Below are 15,609 nucleotides of genomic sequence, written 5' to 3'. Positions count from 1 at the left end.
TCGGAACATCCCCTGTCGGAGTGAGAGGGTTCCCTTGGTGCATACCGCCACGGGGGCCTGAAAGGACATCACCAGATGCTCGCGTACATCCGCAAGATCAGCCGCAAGACCGCTGACCGCGGCGCAACGGCTGTCGAGTACGGCCTCATGGTTGCCGCCATCGCCGCCGTCATCGTGGCGATCGTGTTCGGTCTCGGGACGCTCGTGAACAACGTCTTCTCCAGCGCTTGCTCGTCGATCGACGTCAAGGCGACCACGGCTTCTGGCTGCTGACGAAATGCGCAGATGGCTCGTTCCTCGGAGTGATCGGGGCGCGTCTGCGGTCGAGTACGGCCTCATGATCGCCGCGATCGCCGCCGTCGTCGTCGTCGCCGTCTTCGCACTCGGGAACATCGCGAAGGCGACGTTCGAGCAGACGAGCGTCTGTATCGAGGCGCAGGCGAATTCGCCCTGCTGAGTCCCTCCTCGATCGAGCCAACGGGCGACTCCGGCGTGACTGCATCTGACGGCGTCACCGGACCCCAGCCCGCTGAACTGCACATCGACGGCCCCTCGGCTCGCGCCGAGGGGCCGTCGATCGCTCAGGCGACCGACAGCGAGCTGGAACACCGAGGCCTGCTGCACGGTCTGCTGCGAGCGCTCTCGCCGCTGCACGTCGTGGCGGCCGTCGGTCTCCTCGTCGCGAGCCTCTCCGTGCGACGGACGCTCGGAGACGTCGACTCACCGGTCCACGTCGCCGTAGGACGCGAGATCCTTCGAGAGCACAGGTTCTCGGACCTCGGGAGCGCCTGGCTCGGAGTCCCTGCACCGTCCTGGCGGACGTCGCAGTGGCTCAGCGAGGTCCTCATGGCGGGCGGTGTCGACGCCTTCGGCTGGCATGCCCTCGTCGCCTCACGACTCGTCCTGCTTCTCGTGCTCGCCGCGCTGCTGGCAGCGACACTCATGCCGCGACGGCCCGCGGCACTCAGCGTTCCGATCTTCCTCGTCATGCTCGTCGTCCTCACAGGGCTCGTCCAGGACCGTCCGCAGACCCTGTCGTTCGTCTTCGTCCTCGGCCTCGGCTGGTGCGGCGTGCGGTTGTGGACGCACGCCGCGAGACCGCCGGTACTCGCGGTGGCCGCGGCGTCGTTGCTCTGGGCGCAGATCCACGGGTTGTGGATCCTCGCCCCGTTCGCCTTCGCGCTCGTCGCCGTCGGGGCGAGCATCGACCGGCGCACGACTCCCGTCGTCCGGCCCGCCCTGGTGTGCGCGGGGGCCTCGCTCGCAGGTCTGGTGAACCCGTGGGGACCGGAGTCCTTCCTCCTGCCGCTGCGGTTCCGGGGAGCGACGTCCGGAGTGATCGGTGAGTGGCTCCCGACGACACTGACGCATCCGTTCACCGTGGCGTTCGCGCTGCTGCCCCTCGTCGCCGTCGTCGCCTGGCTCAGTCGGCCCACCGACGAGATCCCCCGTGTCGAGATCCTCTGGGTCCTGCTCTGGACAGCCTTCGGGATGCTCGCCTTCCGGAACGTGGCGGTCGCGGCACTCCTCATCGCGCCGGCCGCGCTCAATGCCGCGGACCGGGCCTGGGGACGAGCCGCCCGCAAGCTCACCCATCCGTCCGGGCCTCGTGAAGGGGCCGCCCTGCTGGCGCTGGCGCTCGGCATCGTGGTCTCCGGCGCCGTGTACGTCGGCGCGTCGATGGCCCGCACCGACCCCTGGAGCACGCTTCCGGCCGTCGGGATCGCCGACCACCTCGCGGCGTCGGACCGTCCCGTCCGGGTGTTCAACGGCTACAACGCCAGTGGCGTGCTCGCGCTGCGCAGTGAGGGCAAGGCTCTGCTCGTCATCGACGGCCGGGCCGACATGTGGGGGGCGGAGCGGATCACGGCGGTGACCGACGCCCCCAACCTGGGCCCCGGCTGGCAGACGACGGTCGACTCCTTCAGGCCGGACGCCTTCGTCCTCCCGGCCGACGCTCCCCTCGTCCAGCTCCTCGTCCGGGAGAAGAGCTGGCGGGTCGAGCTGCGCGACGGGCAGGACGTTCTTCTCGTTCCGAACCGCTGACCCGGCCTCGCTAGGCTCACCCGGTGCCCCTGCTGACCCGCACCGAGCCCGCGGCACCCGCCCGCGAACCGTCCACCGGCAGCGCGCACGCCGTCATCGGGGTCGTCGTCCTCGGGGCCGTCACCGCGGCGATGACGCACAGCGTCGTCCGGTACCGGCTCTGGATCGTCGCGGTCTACGTCGCGGCCGCGGTCCTGCTCGCGGTGCGGCTCGGGCGGGACGGTGCGCCGGTCCGGCTGGCCCGGGCGACCGGCGCGCTCGCGCTCGCCGTGTGCGGCGTCGTCACGGCCGGCGTCCGCGGCTACTCCTACGTCCCGCCGGACGCCGCCGTCGGCGTCCGGGTCGCCATGGCCGGGACGGCGTTCCTGGCGGCCGGGGTGCTCCTCGTGCCGTGGCGGCGTGCGGCGGACGCCGCGCTGCTCGTCGCGGCGCTCGGCCACACCGCGGTCGTGGCGGCGCTGGTCCGGCTCGACCCGGCCCCGCGGATCGACGTCTGGTACACCCTCCAGGGCTTCGCCGACGCGCTCGGCTCGGGGCACAACGCGTACTCCGAGGTCTGGGTCGGGCCGCCGGGGATCATGCGGGCCTTCACCTACCTGCCGTGGACCGGTGCGCTCGTCTCCCCCGGCCGCTGGCTGCTCGGCGACGTGCGCTGGGCGCTGCTCGCGGCGATGCTCCTCGCGGCGCTCGCGCTCCGCGCCGCGTCGCGGACGACGGCCGCCGCCGCTCCGGACGCCGCGACGCCCGTCGCCGGCCCAATCGCTGGCGCCGTCCTGCTCCTGCTGCCCGGGACGGCGACCCAGGCCGAGCAGGCCTGGACCGAGCCGCTGCTGCTCGCCTGCCTCGCCGGTGCCGCGGTCGCGCTGCTCCGGCACCGGACCTGGGTCGCCGTCCTCCTCGTCGGTCTCGCGCTCGCGAGCAAGCAGCACATCGCCGTCCTGCTGCCGGTGCTGGCTCTCTGGCACCGGTTCGGGCTGCGCCGCACGGTCCTCGCCGGGCTCGTCGCGGGCGGGCTCGTCGCCCCGTGGTTCCTCACGGCGCCCGCCGACATGTGGCACGACACCGTGACGTACCTCGTGACCTTCCCCGCGCTGAAGTTCTCGAACACCCTCTACCTCGCGGCGGTCAACGACCTCGGCTGGAGCCCGCCGTTCTGGCTCACCGGGCTCGTCGTCGTCGGCACCGTCGCCGCGGTCGCCCTCACGGTGCGGCGCAGGCGGCCCGGGGTCGCCGAGCTGCTGCGCTGGTGCGCCCTCGTCCTCGCGGCGGCGAACCTCGTCAACAAGCAGGCCTTCTACAACCAGTACTGGCTCGTCGTCGCGCTCGTCGTGCTGTCCTGGGCGCTCCCGCAGGAGCACCCGGCGGACGGCGCGACAGATGAGGCAACAGACGACGCGACGGAGGACGCGGCCGTTCAGCCGCCGACCGGCTCCCCCGCCAGCAGCCCCTGAAGCCGTAGCGCGAGGTCGTCCCAGCGCCACTGCCGGGCGACCCACTCCCGCCCGCGCATCCCGAAGGCCGCCGACAGCTCCCGGTCCTCGAGGAATGTCGCGCACGCGTCCGCGACGGCCCGCGCGTCCCGGCCGTCGACGACGAGCCCGTTGCGCCCGTCGAGGACGGCGTCCGGGGCCCCGCCGGAGTCGCCGGCGACGACCGGGATGCCGGTCGCCGCAGCCTCGAGGTAGCAGATCCCGAGCGCCTCGGGCTCCAGCCCCATGAGCCTGGTCCGGGTCGGCATGCAGAAGACGTCGCCGGCGTCGTAGTACGCCGGTGTCTCGTCCCAGGGCACCCGGCCCGTGAGGACGACGTGCTCGCGCAGCCCGAGCGCGTCGACGAGGGACTCGACCCTGCGGCGGTAGGGACCGTCGCCGACGAGGAGCAGCGCGGCGTCCGGCACCCGGCGGCGCAGCAGCGGCAGCGCCCGGACGAGCACGTCCTGCCCCTTGCGGGCGACCATCCGCGAGATGCAGACGACGACGGGCCGGTCGGCCAGGCCGAGCCGGCGGCGCACCTCGTCGCCGCCGCAGCCGGGCCGGAACGTCGAGTCGTCGACGCCCGGGGTGAACTGGACCATCCGCTCCCGGGCGGCCGGGCTCAGCGCGGGTGCGATCCGGCCTCGGCAGTACTCGCCGAGGTAGGTGACGACGTCGTTGACCTCGCCGATGCGACGCATGAGCGGCCTGGTCGCGGGGACCGTCGACCACCACACCTCGTGGCCGTGGGTCGTCGCGACGGTCCGCCCGACGCCGGCCGCGCGCAGCGTCGGCGCCATGAGCCCGAGCGGTGCGGCGGCCCCGAACCACACCCGGTCGCAGCCCTCGCTCCGGGCGATCTGCGCGGCGCGGCGGGCGATCTGCGGCGTCGGCACCATGAGCGGCGACGGGTCGCGGACGACGGGGAAGTCGAGGGTCGCGTCGAAGGCCGCGTCGCCGCGCTGGCGGGCGGTGTGGACGACGACCTCGTCCGGCGGGAACCGGCGCGCCATCGCGAGGACGAACGACTCGATGCCACCGGTGCGGGGCGGGAAGTCGTTCGTCACGACGAGAGTGCGGGCCATCAACGGCTCCCGGGTAGTGGTCCGACGAGGTCGACGACCCGACGATGCCATGCCGCGACGAGCCGCGCCTCGTCGGTCCCCACCGAGGCCAGCGCGGCCCTCAGGGCCGCGGCGTCCGCGGCGTTCGGGTCCTGGCCCGGGGTCGGCGGGTCCGACGGCGCCGGCCCGGACGACGACCCGGACGACGACCCGGCGGCGCCGCCCTCGACGCCCCCGCGCAGCCCTTCGAGGACCGGCCCCGCCCACGGCGCGGCCGCACCGGCCGCGGGCGGCACCGCAGCGGGGTCCACCGTGCCGGCCGCGGTCCGGTAGACCCGGGCGAGCCGCCCCGGCCGGTGACCGTCACCGAGCGCGAGGCACGCGGCGTCCGAGAGCGCGTAGGCGGCGGCCACCTCGCCGAGCGCGGGGTCGAAGGTCGCGACGTCCGGCAGGGACGCCGGCAGCCGGTCGAGGTCCGCGGCGCGCAGGTCGGCCTCGACGTACCGGTCGACGTCCGCGGCGGAGGCGCCGATCGCCGAGAACCCGACGACGTCCGCGAAGCACTCGGAGAGCCAGATCGGCACGGAGAAGCGTGCCCCGCTCGCGGTCGCCTCGTGGGTCAGCTCGTGCGCGAGGACGAACCGGCGCCCGGTCGTCGTGAGCGAGGTGAGCGCCCCGGGCACGAAGAGCACCCGCTGGTCGCCGAACGCGGAGCCGTCCTGGCCGTGGGCGGACGACGGCCCGTAGGTCACGGCCGCGAGCTGGGCCATCGAGGCCGCGTCGCCCCGGGAGAGCACCGCGGCGTCCTCGAGGGTGCCGGGCAGCAGCAGGACGGTGTTCCGGCGCCAGGCGGTCCCCCAGACGGCGTCCACGCCCTCCGCGGCGGCCTCGGTGTCCCCGGCGACCTGCCGGACGAGCCCGTCGTCGAGCCGGGCCGACGCGACCGCCACGACCCGCCCGGACCGCTCGACCCGGAGCGGGCCGAGGTCCCACAGGTCCGGCACCGCACCGGTCGCCCGGTCCGGGCCGTCGGCCGCGAGCCGCCAGCAGCCGGCCGCCGCGGTGGCGACGACGAGCCGGTCCCGGACCGTGTCGTGGACGTCCCCCTCGAGCCGGTACCGCACCTCGACCCGGACGGCGACCCGCACGTCGCTCCCCCGCCCCGGCACGGGCGCCGCGGCGGACCCGTCGGGCGGGGCCGGGACCGCGACGACCCGGGACGACCACACCGTGACGGGGACGTCCCGCAGCCGTGCCACGACCTGCGCCGCGGTGCCGGTCAACCCCTGGGCGGGGACGCCGCCGACGACGGCACGGTCCCGGCCCGCGAGCAGCGCCGCGACGGGGCCGAGAGCGGCCCGCTCCCCCTGATCCGGGACCCCCGCCGGGTCGACCGGCACCCCGGCGGTGCCGCGCAGCGCGAGGGCCGGCACGCAGGTGGCCCGGTCGGCGGCGGCGCCGGCCGGCACGGCGGCCAGGCCGACCACGAGGACGCTGCCGGCGAGCACGGCGCCGGCCCGGAGCCGCCGGGTACCGCGGCGGGACGGCCGCGCGGCGCCGGCCGCGAGATCGTCCGGCCCGGGCACGCCGCTCAGCGTACGACGCACGGAGGGCGCCCCCGCTCGCGCGGGGACGCCCTCCGTGAGGTCGTGCGGTCGGGCCGGGTCAGAGCCGGGTGGCCGCGGTGAGGTTGCTGTGCAGCGGCGCGATCTTGACGACGTCACCGCTGTGCGGGGCGTGGATCATGAGGCCGTTGCCGACGTAGATGCCGACGTGGCTGATCGGGCTGTAGAAGAACACGAGGTCGCCGGGGCGCAGGTTGGCCCGCGAGACCCGCGTGCCGTAGCCCGCCTGGAGCCGCGAGCTGTGCGGGAGCGAGACGCCGCCCTGCTGCCACGAGCGCATCGTGAACCCGCTGCAGTCATAGCTGCCGGGGCCGTCGGCCGCCCACACGTACGGCTTGCCGAGCTGGGCGCATGCGAAGTCGAGGACCTTCTTGACCCGCGCGGTCGGGGCGTCGATGCCGATCGAGCCGCAGTCGAGCCCGCCACCCGCGCCGCCGCCGTCACCGGAGTCGCCGCCGCCGGCGTTCTCGAGCGCCTGGCGGGCCGCGTCACGGCTCGCCCGCTCGAGGGCCGCCCGCTGCGCCGCGGTGAGCCGGGACAGGAGGGCCTTGGCCTCGGAGAGCTTGCGCTCGACTTCCTTCTTCTTCGCCGCGAGCTTGGCCTGGCCGGCCTTGACCTTGGCCTCCTGCCGGCCGAGGTCGGCGGTGTCGGCCGCGAGCTTGCGCTGCGACTCCTTGAGCCGCGCGATCGCGGAGACCTGCCGGTCGGCGAGGGTCTCGACGACGCCGGACTGCGCGAGGAGCGCGTCGGGGTTGTCACCGAGGTAGAGCTCGAGGGTGCCGAGGTCGCCGTTGCGGTAGGACTCGGCCGCGAGCCGGCCGACCATCCGGCGGGACTCCTGGACCCGGGCGCGCTGCTGCTCCAGGCGGGTCTGCGCCGCCTTCACGCGCACCTCGAGGCCCTTGAGCTCCTCGCGGGTGTCGTTGTACTCCTCCGAGGCCACCTCGGCCTGGTGCTGCAGCGTGTCGACCTTCTTCTGCACCGCCCGGATGTCGGCGGCGGGCGACGCCTGCGCGGCGCTCGCCAGGCCCATCAGGGGGACGACGAGGGACACAGCCACAGCGAGTCGGACGAACCTCGTGGGCGTGGACGATCTGGGGTCGGCCTTGCTCAACGACACGTGCCTTCGCTCCGTTCGTCGGACCCGCCCGAGCGGGTCTGCCGTCACGCAGCGACGCCGTGATGCCTCTGACCCCGCGAAGCAGGGCGGTCGCTGCGCGTCCGAGCGGGGAAGGTCGTCGGGGGACCGACGAGCCCGGACGGGTACTCCGAGGCCCTTGGGATACCAGGTACGTGACCTCGTCGTGATGTAGCGACCCAGACACTAGCCCGAACGGCCGATGCGGTCCAAGTTCCACCGCCCTAACGGCACGTTAAATGACCCCTTGTCCGATTCCGACTCCGTTCCGTGACACCCGAGGCCGTTCTCCCAGGTGACCGGTCACACGGTGTGACACGCGACACCCTGGTGGGCCCGGGACCGGCGTGCCCGAACGGCTCAGCCCGCCTCGGCCGCGCGCCGTGCAGGCGCCCCGTGGTGCGGCGTCGGGGCCTCCCCGGCGGCCGCACCGGGCACGAGCCGCAGCGGCGGCACGAGCCCGGAGCCGGCGAGCACGGCGATCGCGGCCTGCTCCGCCTGGTCGAGGTCGAGGGCCTCGGCGGCGACGGTGTCGCCGACGTCGACGCCCTCCGGGACACCGGGGCCGTCGTCCGGCCCCTGCCGGCCGAAGACCGGGAACCCGAGCAGCACGGTGACCACGCAGTCCCCGCACGCCGGGCCGCGCACCACGCACGTGTCGCAGTCGATGAGCATGCCGAACTCCCTGGGACGGACCGTCGCGGGCGCCCGTCGGGCACCGTCGTCCGGTCTCGTCGACCGGCAGGACAGACGCTAGGCACCACCACCGACAACCAGCCCTCGACCACAGGTCGAGGGTCAGGTCGAGGGTCAGGTCGAGGGGTCAGGTCGGGCGGCGTGCCGGACGGTCAGCCGCGGGCGAGCAGCCGCGCGAGCGCGGCGGACGCGACCGGCCGCGCACCGGACGCCCGCACCCCGGACGCCACCTCGCCGTCCGAGGACACGACGACGACGACCCGGCCGCGCGGCTCGGCCCGGACGAGCCGGCGGATCTTCTCGTCCGCCGTCACGCCGGGCTCGGAGAAGACCACCCGGACGCCGCGGACGATCGACGTCGGGCGCGCGTCGACGTCCGCGCCGTCGAAGACGCACGTGACCTCCGCCCCCGTGCGGGCCGCGAGCGGTGCGAGGCCCTCGACGAGCCGGCGGCGCTGCTCCACGAGCGGCAGCGCCGGGTAGGCGGACTTCGTGACGTTGTAGCCGTCGACGAGCAGGTGCGCCTGCGGCAGCGTGAGGAGGTTGTCCAGCGCCGCCGGGTCGTCACCGGCCAGCGCCCGGGCCCGGACGGCGTCCGCGGCCGCCGCGTCCTCGGCCCCCGCACCGGCCGGTGACTCGAGGTCGGCGGGCCGCAGCGCGGTCGGCGGCAGCGCGAGCTCGCGCCGCAGCCCGGAGGCCGCGTCGACGATCGTGTCGAGGAGCAGCCGGGCCCGCACGTCCGCGAGCGAGCGGCCCTCCCGGGCCGCCCGGCGGGCGTGCTCCTCCCGCTCCCGGGCCGCCCGGACCGCCTTGTCCGCGGCCTCCACCTGCTCGCGCGCCCGCTCGGTCGCGGCGAGCGCCCCGGCCCGGACCTCCTGCGCCGCCTGCTCGGCGGTGCGCGCCGCGGCCCTGGCCCGGTCGGCGTCCGACCGGTGCCGGCGCAGCTCGCGCCGCAGCCCGGCGACCTCCTCGTCGAGCGCCGCGGCGCGCGCGGTCGCCGTCTCGAGGGCGGCGCGCACCCGGGCGAGCTCGCGGCGCGTCGCCTCGAGCTCGTGGACGGCGTCCTGCTGCTCGCGGTGCCGGGCCCGGTCGCCGCCGTCGTGCGCGAGCGCGGCCGCCGCCGCGGCCGCGACCTCCTCCCAGCCGTCGCGCCGCAGCAGGTACGCCCCGGCGAGCACGGTGTGCGGGTCGGCGGCGGGCGGCACCTCCCCGGCCTCGAGGACGGCGGCCAGCTCGGGGTGCAGCGCCCGCCAGGCCGCCGCGACCCGTTGCCGGAACAGGGGTTCACGCTCGAGCGCGACACCGATCGGGGTCGCCGCGACCCGCGCCCGGCGGGCCGGGGCGAACCCGCGCACCCGCCGCAGCGCGACCGGCGTCTCGGCGTCCTCGAGCTCCCCGAGGACCGCCGCGCCCAGCTCGACGAGCTGGCGCCGCACGCCGTCCGGGAGGACGGCCGGCCCTCCGGAGGACTCCTGCGGCCCGTCGTCCACGTCGCGGCCCGTCAGGCGCCGGGGCCGGCGGGGCGGTCCGCGGCGGCGGCGCGGGCCTCGCCGAGCGCCGCCTCCTCGACCGCGCGCCCGGCGAGCTCGGCCTCGACGTCCGCGCGCGGGACCAGCTCGACCGCGTCGACGGCGTCGCACCACCGGCAGCGCACCTGCTCGAGGACGTCGCTGTGCACCGTGCGCTCCTCGACCGTGGACGTGCCGGCGAGGTCGAGGTGGAGGAACTCGGTGACCCGGCTCGTGCGCGTGACGTCGAAACGGGTGAGGTTCCCGCACGAGGTGCAGCGCCAGCGGGTCGTCGCGGTCGGCAGGGGCACGGTCACGCACCGAGCGTACTGACGGCGGCCGGACGCCGTGCCCGGCGGCAGGGACGACGCCGTGGACGGCGGCACGAACGACGACACGGCCCGCGTCCGCCGTGGATGTCGGTACAGGGGCCTACGGTGCCGGGCATGGCGCCCCGGCCGGTCCAGACGACCCTCGACGAGCTCGGCACCCCGCTCGCCGAGGTGACGTTCGTCGTCGTGGACCTGGAGACGACCGGCGGCTCCCCCGCGGACTGCGGCATCACCGAGGTCGGTGCGGTCAAGGTCCGCGGCGGCGAGGTGCTCGGGGAGTTCCACTCCCTCGTCAACCCCGGCGAGCCGATCCCGCCGTTCGTCGCGCTCCTCACGGGCATCGACGACGCGACGGTCGCGTCCGCGCCGCGGGTCGAGGGCGTGCTGCCGGCCTTCCTCGAGTTCGCCGCCGGCGCCGTCCTCGTCGCGCACAACGCCGGCTTCGACGTCGGCTTCCTCAAGGCGGCCTGCGCGCGGGCCGAACGGGCCTGGCCGGGCTTCCCCGTCGTCGACACGGTCCGGCTCGCCCGGCACGTCCTCACCAAGGAGGAGGCGCGCGACGTCAAGCTCTCGACGCTCGCGCGGCTGTTCCGCGCGGGCACCCAGCCGGACCACCGGGCGCTGCACGACGCCCGCGCGACGGTCGACGTCCTCCACGGGCTCATGGAACGCGTCGGCAACCTCGGCGTGCACTCCCTCGAGGAGCTCACGACGTACACGTCCCGGGTCCCGGAGACGACGCGCCGCAAACGCCATCTCGCAGAAGGCCTCCCGAGCGCCCCGGGGGTCTACGTCTTCCGGGACCACGCGGGCCGCCCGCTCTACGTCGGCACGTCGGTCGACATCCGCACCCGGGTCCGCACGTACTTCACGGCCGCCGAGCAGCGCACCCGGATGGCCGAGATGGTCGCCGTCGCGACAAGCGTCGACGCCGTCGTCTGCGCGACGCCGCTCGAGGCGCGGGTGCGCGAGCTGCGGCTCATCGCCGACCTCGCGCCGCGCTACAACCGGCGGTCCCGGTTCCCCGAGCGGGCGCCCTGGGTCAAGCTCACGGTCGAGCCCTTCCCCCGGCTGTCCGTCGTCCGCGAGGTGCGGGACGACGCGGGCGACGGCGCGGTGTACGTCGGGCCGTTCGGGACGACGCAGCAGGCCGAGCTCGCGATCGCGGCGCTCCACGAGACGCACCCGGTGCGGCAGTGCACCAAGCGGCTGCCGAAGCGGGCCTCCCCCACCGCGTCCACGTGCCTGCTCGCGGACATCGGCCGCTGCGGGGCGCCGTGCGTCGGCCGCCAGCCCGTCGAGGAGTACGCCGTCGTCGCCGACGCGGTCCGGGCGGCGATGACCGCTGACGTCCGGGGCGTCCTGGAGACCCTGCTCGCCCGGGCGTCGACGCTCGCCGGCCAGCAGCGCTTCGAGGAGGCCGCCGTGACCCGGGACCGGCTGCTCGCCTTCGCCCGGGGCGCCGCCCGGTCCCAGCGGCTCGCCCCGCTCGCGGCCACCCGTGAGCTCGTCGCGGCGCTGCGGACGGCGCGCGGCGGCTGGGAGCTCGTCCTCGTCCGGCACGGCCGGCTCGCCGCGACGACGACGAGCCCGCCGGGGGCCGACCCCCGCCCCTACGTCGAGGCGATGCGCAGCAGCGGCGAGCACGTCCGGCCGCGGCCCGCCCCGCTGCCCGCGGCGCACCCCGAGGAGACCGAGCAGGTGCTGCGCTGGCTCGAGCAGCCGGGGGTACGGATCGTCGACCTGGACGGCGAGTGGGCCTCGCCGATCCACGGCGCCGGGGCCGCCCGGGCCCGGCTCGACCCGATGGCCGCGGCGCGGTCGTGGACGCCCCCGTTCGGCGAGCCGCGCGACTGGTCGCGAGCCGCCCCGTCGCCGGAGCGGGAGGCGGCTACGCTCGGGCGCAGCGCAGCCGTGGGCCGACCGGCCCGGCGCGGCCGCCCGAGCGACAGGAGACCCGCGTGATCACCGCGATCGTTCTCGTGGAGACGGACGTCGACCGCATCCCCGAGGTGGCCGCGCAGATCGCCGACCTCGAGGGGGTCAGCGAGGTCTACTCGGTCACCGGGGACGTCGACCTCGTGACCATCGTGCGGGTGCACGAGCACGAGCAGCTCGCCGACGTCATCGCCGACCGGGTGAGCAAGGTCGAGGGCGTCCGCTCGACGAAGACCTACCTCGCGTTCCGCGCCTACTCCCGGCACGACCTCGACGCGGCGTTCTCCCTCGGCTTCGAGAGCTGAGCCGCCCCCGGCGCCCGGCTCAGGCCTGCGTCGCGTCGACCCAGCGGTCGAGCACGGCCGCGGCGGCCCCGGAGTCGACGGCCTCGTTCACCTCGGCGTAGGCCGCCCGCAGCGCCTCGACGAGAGCGCCGTCGCCACCGGTGGTGGGGACGCCGTCCGCCGCGACGACCCCGGCCGCCGCGTTGAGCAGCACCGCGTCCCGCACCGGGCCGGTCTTGCCGGCGAGCAGGTCGCGGACGACGCCCGCGTTGTGCGCCGCGTCGCCGCCGCGCAGGTCCTCGAGCGTCGCCCGCGGGATGCCGAGGTCGGCCGGGTCGAGCGTCTGCTCGCGCACCGTGCCGCCGCCGACGACCCAGACCCGCGACGGCGCCGTCGTCGACAGCTCGTCGAGGCCGTCCTCGCCGCGGAAGACGAGCGACGACGAGCCGCGGCCCGCGAGCACGCCCGCGACGATGGGCGCCATCCGCGCGTCGGCGACGCCGATCGCGCCGGCCCCCGGCTGCGCGGGGTTCGTCAGCGGGCCGAGGAAGTTGAAGGCCGTCGGCACCCCGAGCTCGCGGCGCGCCACACCGGCGTGCCGGAAGGACGGGTGGAAGTGCTGCGCGAAGCAGAACGTCACCCCGACCTCGGTCGCCAGCGCGGCGACCCGGTCGTGCGACAGGTCGAGCCGGACGCCGAGCGCCTCCAGGACGTCGGCCGCGCCGGACGACGAGGACGCCGCCCGGTTGCCGTGCTTGACAACCCGGCGGCCGGCGCCGGCGACGACGAGCGCGGCGGTCGTCGAGATGTTGACCGTGTGCTGGCGGTCGCCGCCGGTGCCGACGACGTCGACGCACGGGCCGGGCACCTCGATCCGGACGGCGTGCCGCAGCATGACGTCGGCGAAGGCGCCGATCTCGTCGACCGTCTCGCCCTTGGCGCGCAGCGCGACGAGGAAGCCGGCCAGCTGCACCGGCGTCGCCTCGGCCGTCATGACCTGCTCCATGGCCCACGCCGCGGCGTCGCGCGAGAGGTCCTCGCGGCCGAGCAGCGAGGTGATGAGCCCGCTCCACGTGGGTGCGGCGGCGGCCCCGGGCGTCGTCGCGCTCACGGGGCTCAGCCGAGCCGGCGGCGCGCGAGCTCGGCGACGGTCTCCGCGACGGCGACCGGGTCGAGCGGGTGCGGGACGGCGGCGTCCGCCCGGGACCACGTCGCGAGCCACGCGTCCTGCGGGCGGCCGGTGAGGACGAGGATCGGCGGGCAGTCGTAGATCTCGTCCTTGAGCTGCTTGCACATCCCCAGGCCGCCGGCGGGGGCCGCCTCGCCGTCGAGGACGAGGACGTCGATGCCGCCCGCGTCGACGGCCTCGAGAAGGGCGGGCTTGGTCGCGATCTCGGTCCACGCGACGCGGGGCAGGTCCGCGGCCGGGCGACGGCCTACGGCCAGCTTCACCGACTCACGGGTGTTCACGTCGTCGCTGTAGACGAGGACGGACAGCGTGCGGGTGCCCGCGGCGTCGTGCCCGGCCGGGGCGGGGGTGCTCGTCATCGGTTGCTCTCCGTCGTGGGAGCGGTCACCGGACCGCCGAGGGGAGTGTCGCGTTCCGGCCCCGATGCTACCGGTGAGCACCTGCGCGACCGCGCACGGCACGGCGGGCCGCGACCTCGGTCCCGGCTCCCGCCGCGCCGACGGGGGAAGAGTCGGTGCCGGACGGCCCGCCGCGGACCCGCGGGCCCGTCCGGGACCGCCTGGCACCGGGTGCCGGTCGCGGCCGGAACAGGGGCGTACCTCGGGACGTTGGTCCCTTCCGGGCCGTCGGGACACAGCCGCCGGGAGGCCCGCAGAGCCGGTGGAGGCGTCGTCGTCACCGGAATGTGACCAGGACGGCACGCCGAGCGCCCTACCCCCGCACGCGCCACGACCTGCGTGCCGCAATAATGACGCCGTGGCGACCGCATCCGTGGCTGAGGCCCCTCACGCGCACACGACCGTCAACCGGCCGAACATGGTCCAGGTCGGCACCATCGTGTGGCTTTCCAGCGAGCTCATGTTCTTCGCAGGGCTCTTCGCGATGTACTTCACGCTCCGGGCGGTGCTGCCCGACCTCTGGGCGACCGAGCCGGAGAAGCTGAACATCCCCTTCTCCACGGCGAACACGATCAACCTCGTGCTCTCCTCCGTGTGGTGCCAGATGGGCGTCTTCGCCGCCGAGCGCTTCCAGGCCTCGGCGCTCGGCGCCTGGTGGACGCCCTGGACCCGTGAGCACGGCTGGCGCAACTGGGGCATGCGCGAGTGGTACACGCTCACCTACATCGCCGGTGCGATCTTCGTCGCCGGCCAGGTCTACGAGTACGCGCACCTCGTGCAGGAGGGACTGACGATCGCGTCGAGCGGCTACGGCTCGGTCTTCTACCTGACGACCGGTTTCCACGGCCTCCACGTGACCGGCGGCCTCATCGCGTTCCTCCTCATCATCGGCAGGGGCTTCGCCGCCAAGCGGTTCGGCCACGCCGAGGCGACCAGCGCGATCGTGACGTCGTACTACTGGCACTTCGTCGACGTCGTGTGGATCGGCCTGTTCATCGTCATCTACGTCCTCAAGTAGTCGCCGCGTCATGACCGACCCGACGTCCGACCCACAGCCCGCCGGCACCGTCGCCGGGCAGCCCAGGAGAACCCCTGTGACCGCACTCGCAGCCCGTCGGAGGCACCCCCTCGCCGCCGCGGCGATCGTCCTTCTCGGCCTCCTCGTGACGGGCGTCGCGTACGCCGCGGTCACCCCCGGCCGCGCGCAGGCGACGACGGCGTCCGCCGACGACGTCGCCGCGGGCAAGAAGCTGTTCCTCGCGAACTGCTCGACGTGCCACGGGCTCAACGCCGAGGGGCGCAACGAGTTCCCCTCGCTCATCGGCGTCGGTGCCGCCGCGGTCGACTTCCAGGTCGGCACCGGCCGGATGCCGCTGCAGGCGACCGGGCCGCAGGCGCCCAAGGTCGTCAACAAGTTCAGCGACGAGGAGGTCAGGCAGCTCGCCGCGTACGTGGCCAGCCTCGCCCCCGGCCCGGCCGTCCCGAGCGCCGAGGACGTCGACGCCTCGAAGGGCGACGTCTCCAACGGCAGCCTGATCTTCCGCACCAACTGCGCGATGTGCCACAACTTCAACGGCAAGGGCGGCGCGCTGACCCGCGGCAAGTACGCCCCGAACCTCGAGGGTGTGACGCCGACGCACGTCTACGAGGCGATGGTCACCGGCCCGCAGTCGATGCCCGTCTTCAACGACAGCACGATCACCCCGCAGGAGAAGCGCGACATCATCGCCTACCTCCAGGCCGTCGAGACCGACACGCCCCCGGGCGGTGTCTCGCTGGGCTCGATCGGCCCGGTGAGCGAGGGTCTCGTCGCCTGGGCCGTGGGCCTGTCGCTGCTCGTCGGGTGCGCCGTCTGGCTCGGGGCGAAGGCGTCGTGACGCGCCGCCCCGCGCCGCGCACCGCGGCCCCGCAGTCCGTCC

The 15,609-nt window shown here is 75.3% G+C and carries 14 protein-coding genes and 1 pseudogene; 7 read left to right on the top strand and 8 right to left on the bottom strand.

All coding sequences use genetic code 11. The features are described from left to right. The first annotated feature begins 75 nt into the window (after nt 1-75). From ECOMGDLI_RS05615 to ECOMGDLI_RS05600, 3 genes are all read left to right on the top strand, one after another. Nucleotides 76-273, top strand: a complete 198-nt coding sequence (locus ECOMGDLI_RS05615; RefSeq protein WP_088314915.1) for a Flp family type IVb pilin — start codon at nt 76-78, stop codon at nt 271-273. A 219-nt stretch (nt 274-492) separates the two neighbouring features. Further along, the gene (locus ECOMGDLI_RS05605; protein WP_088314912.1) at nt 493-2,046 is read left to right on the top strand and encodes a hypothetical protein; all 1,554 of its coding nucleotides are present in this window, start codon (nt 493-495) and stop codon (nt 2,044-2,046) included. Between the two features lie 23 nt (nt 2,047-2,069). Further along, nucleotides 2,070-3,497 carry a glycosyltransferase 87 family protein gene (locus ECOMGDLI_RS05600; protein ID WP_088314909.1) on the top strand — a complete coding sequence of 476 codons (1,428 nt, stop codon included), beginning with the start codon at nt 2,070-2,072 and terminating at the stop codon, nt 3,495-3,497. On the opposite strand, the gene ECOMGDLI_RS05595 is transcribed toward ECOMGDLI_RS05600, so the two are convergent. The 6 genes and pseudogenes from ECOMGDLI_RS05595 to ECOMGDLI_RS05570 form a co-directional block, all read right to left on the bottom strand. Continuing rightward, nucleotides 3,461-4,603, bottom strand: a complete 1,143-nt coding sequence (locus ECOMGDLI_RS05595) for a glycosyltransferase family 4 protein (RefSeq protein ID WP_088314906.1) — start codon at nt 4,601-4,603, stop codon at nt 3,461-3,463. The genes ECOMGDLI_RS05600 and ECOMGDLI_RS05595 overlap by 37 nt on opposite strands. Further along, on the bottom strand, nt 4,603-6,168 hold the full coding sequence (locus tag ECOMGDLI_RS05590; RefSeq protein WP_088314903.1) for a hypothetical protein: 1,566 nt from the start codon (nt 6,166-6,168) through the stop codon (nt 4,603-4,605). Before ECOMGDLI_RS05590 ends, ECOMGDLI_RS05595 begins: the two co-directional genes overlap by 1 nt. Nucleotides 6,169-6,247: 79 nt before the next feature. Then, entirely contained in the window at nt 6,248-7,261 is a 1,014-nt protein-coding gene (locus ECOMGDLI_RS05585; RefSeq protein WP_088314900.1) for a C40 family peptidase, read from the bottom strand. A gap of 444 nt (nt 7,262-7,705) precedes the next feature. Continuing rightward, nucleotides 7,706-8,020, bottom strand: coding sequence for a hypothetical protein (locus ECOMGDLI_RS05580; protein WP_233153326.1), 315 nt, complete (start codon nt 8,018-8,020; stop codon nt 7,706-7,708). A gap of 173 nt (nt 8,021-8,193) precedes the next feature. Next, entirely contained in the window at nt 8,194-9,531 is a 1,338-nt protein-coding gene (locus ECOMGDLI_RS05575; RefSeq protein ID WP_088314898.1) for an NYN domain-containing protein, read from the bottom strand. Between the two features lie 113 nt (nt 9,532-9,644). After that, nucleotides 9,645-9,866 (bottom strand): annotated as a pseudogene (locus tag ECOMGDLI_RS05570) (hypothetical protein); the annotation flags it as partial. 129 nt (nt 9,867-9,995) lie between these two features. On the opposite strand from ECOMGDLI_RS05570, the gene ECOMGDLI_RS05565 reads away from it, so the two are divergent. Both ECOMGDLI_RS05565 and ECOMGDLI_RS05560 read left to right on the top strand, forming a co-directional pair. Next, a complete protein-coding gene (locus tag ECOMGDLI_RS05565; RefSeq protein WP_198954582.1) occupies nt 9,996-11,846 on the top strand; it encodes a DEDD exonuclease domain-containing protein in 1,851 nt (616 codons plus the stop codon). Further along, the gene (locus tag ECOMGDLI_RS05560) at nt 11,843-12,124 is read left to right on the top strand and encodes an Lrp/AsnC family transcriptional regulator (RefSeq protein ID WP_088314891.1); all 282 of its coding nucleotides are present in this window, start codon (nt 11,843-11,845) and stop codon (nt 12,122-12,124) included. The genes ECOMGDLI_RS05565 and ECOMGDLI_RS05560 overlap by 4 nt, the downstream gene beginning before the upstream one ends. 19 nt (nt 12,125-12,143) lie before the next feature. Here ECOMGDLI_RS05560 and trpD read toward each other — a convergent pair whose 3' ends face one another. Together trpD and ECOMGDLI_RS05550 are read right to left on the bottom strand one after the other, a co-directional pair. Further along, the gene (gene trpD / locus ECOMGDLI_RS05555; protein ID WP_369812719.1) at nt 12,144-13,223 is read right to left on the bottom strand and encodes an anthranilate phosphoribosyltransferase; all 1,080 of its coding nucleotides are present in this window, start codon (nt 13,221-13,223) and stop codon (nt 12,144-12,146) included. Next, entirely contained in the window at nt 13,220-13,651 is a 432-nt protein-coding gene (locus ECOMGDLI_RS05550) for a hypothetical protein (protein WP_088314884.1), read from the bottom strand. Before ECOMGDLI_RS05550 ends, trpD begins: the two co-directional genes overlap by 4 nt. A 412-nt stretch (nt 13,652-14,063) precedes the next feature. Here ECOMGDLI_RS05550 and ECOMGDLI_RS35810 point away from each other — a divergent pair, with 412 nt between their 5' ends. Both ECOMGDLI_RS35810 and ECOMGDLI_RS05540 read left to right on the top strand, forming a co-directional pair. Next, on the top strand, nt 14,064-14,708 hold the full coding sequence (locus tag ECOMGDLI_RS35810; RefSeq protein WP_255395977.1) for a heme-copper oxidase subunit III: 645 nt from the start codon (nt 14,064-14,066) through the stop codon (nt 14,706-14,708). A gap of 76 nt (nt 14,709-14,784) precedes the next feature. After that, nucleotides 14,785-15,567 carry a c-type cytochrome gene (locus ECOMGDLI_RS05540; protein WP_088314878.1) on the top strand — a complete coding sequence of 261 codons (783 nt, stop codon included), beginning with the start codon at nt 14,785-14,787 and terminating at the stop codon, nt 15,565-15,567. Nucleotides 15,568-15,609: the final 42 nt, after the last annotated feature.

Source organism: Kineosporia sp. R_H_3 (genome assembly GCF_002198675.1).
Taxonomy (GTDB): domain Bacteria; phylum Actinomycetota; class Actinomycetes; order Actinomycetales; family Kineosporiaceae; genus R-H-3.
The sequence above is the reverse complement of the archived record's forward strand: the minus strand, read 5'-3'. Positions and strand labels throughout refer to the sequence as shown.

Bases quoted from the DNA above. Each gene is read 5' to 3' on its own strand.
- ECOMGDLI_RS05595 (WP_088314906.1), bottom strand. From the start codon at position 4,603: ATGGCCCGCACTCTCGTCGTGACGAACGACTTCCCGCCCCGCACCGGT.
- ECOMGDLI_RS05565 (WP_198954582.1), top strand. From the start codon at position 9,996: ATGGCGCCCCGGCCGGTCCAGACGACCCTCGACGAGCTCGGCACCCCG.
- ECOMGDLI_RS05615 (WP_088314915.1), top strand. From the start codon at position 76: ATGCTCGCGTACATCCGCAAGATCAGCCGCAAGACCGCTGACCGCGGC.
- ECOMGDLI_RS05580 (WP_233153326.1), bottom strand. From the start codon at position 8,020: ATGCTCATCGACTGCGACACGTGCGTGGTGCGCGGCCCGGCGTGCGGG.
- ECOMGDLI_RS05550 (WP_088314884.1), bottom strand. From the start codon at position 13,651: ATGACGAGCACCCCCGCCCCGGCCGGGCACGACGCCGCGGGCACCCGC.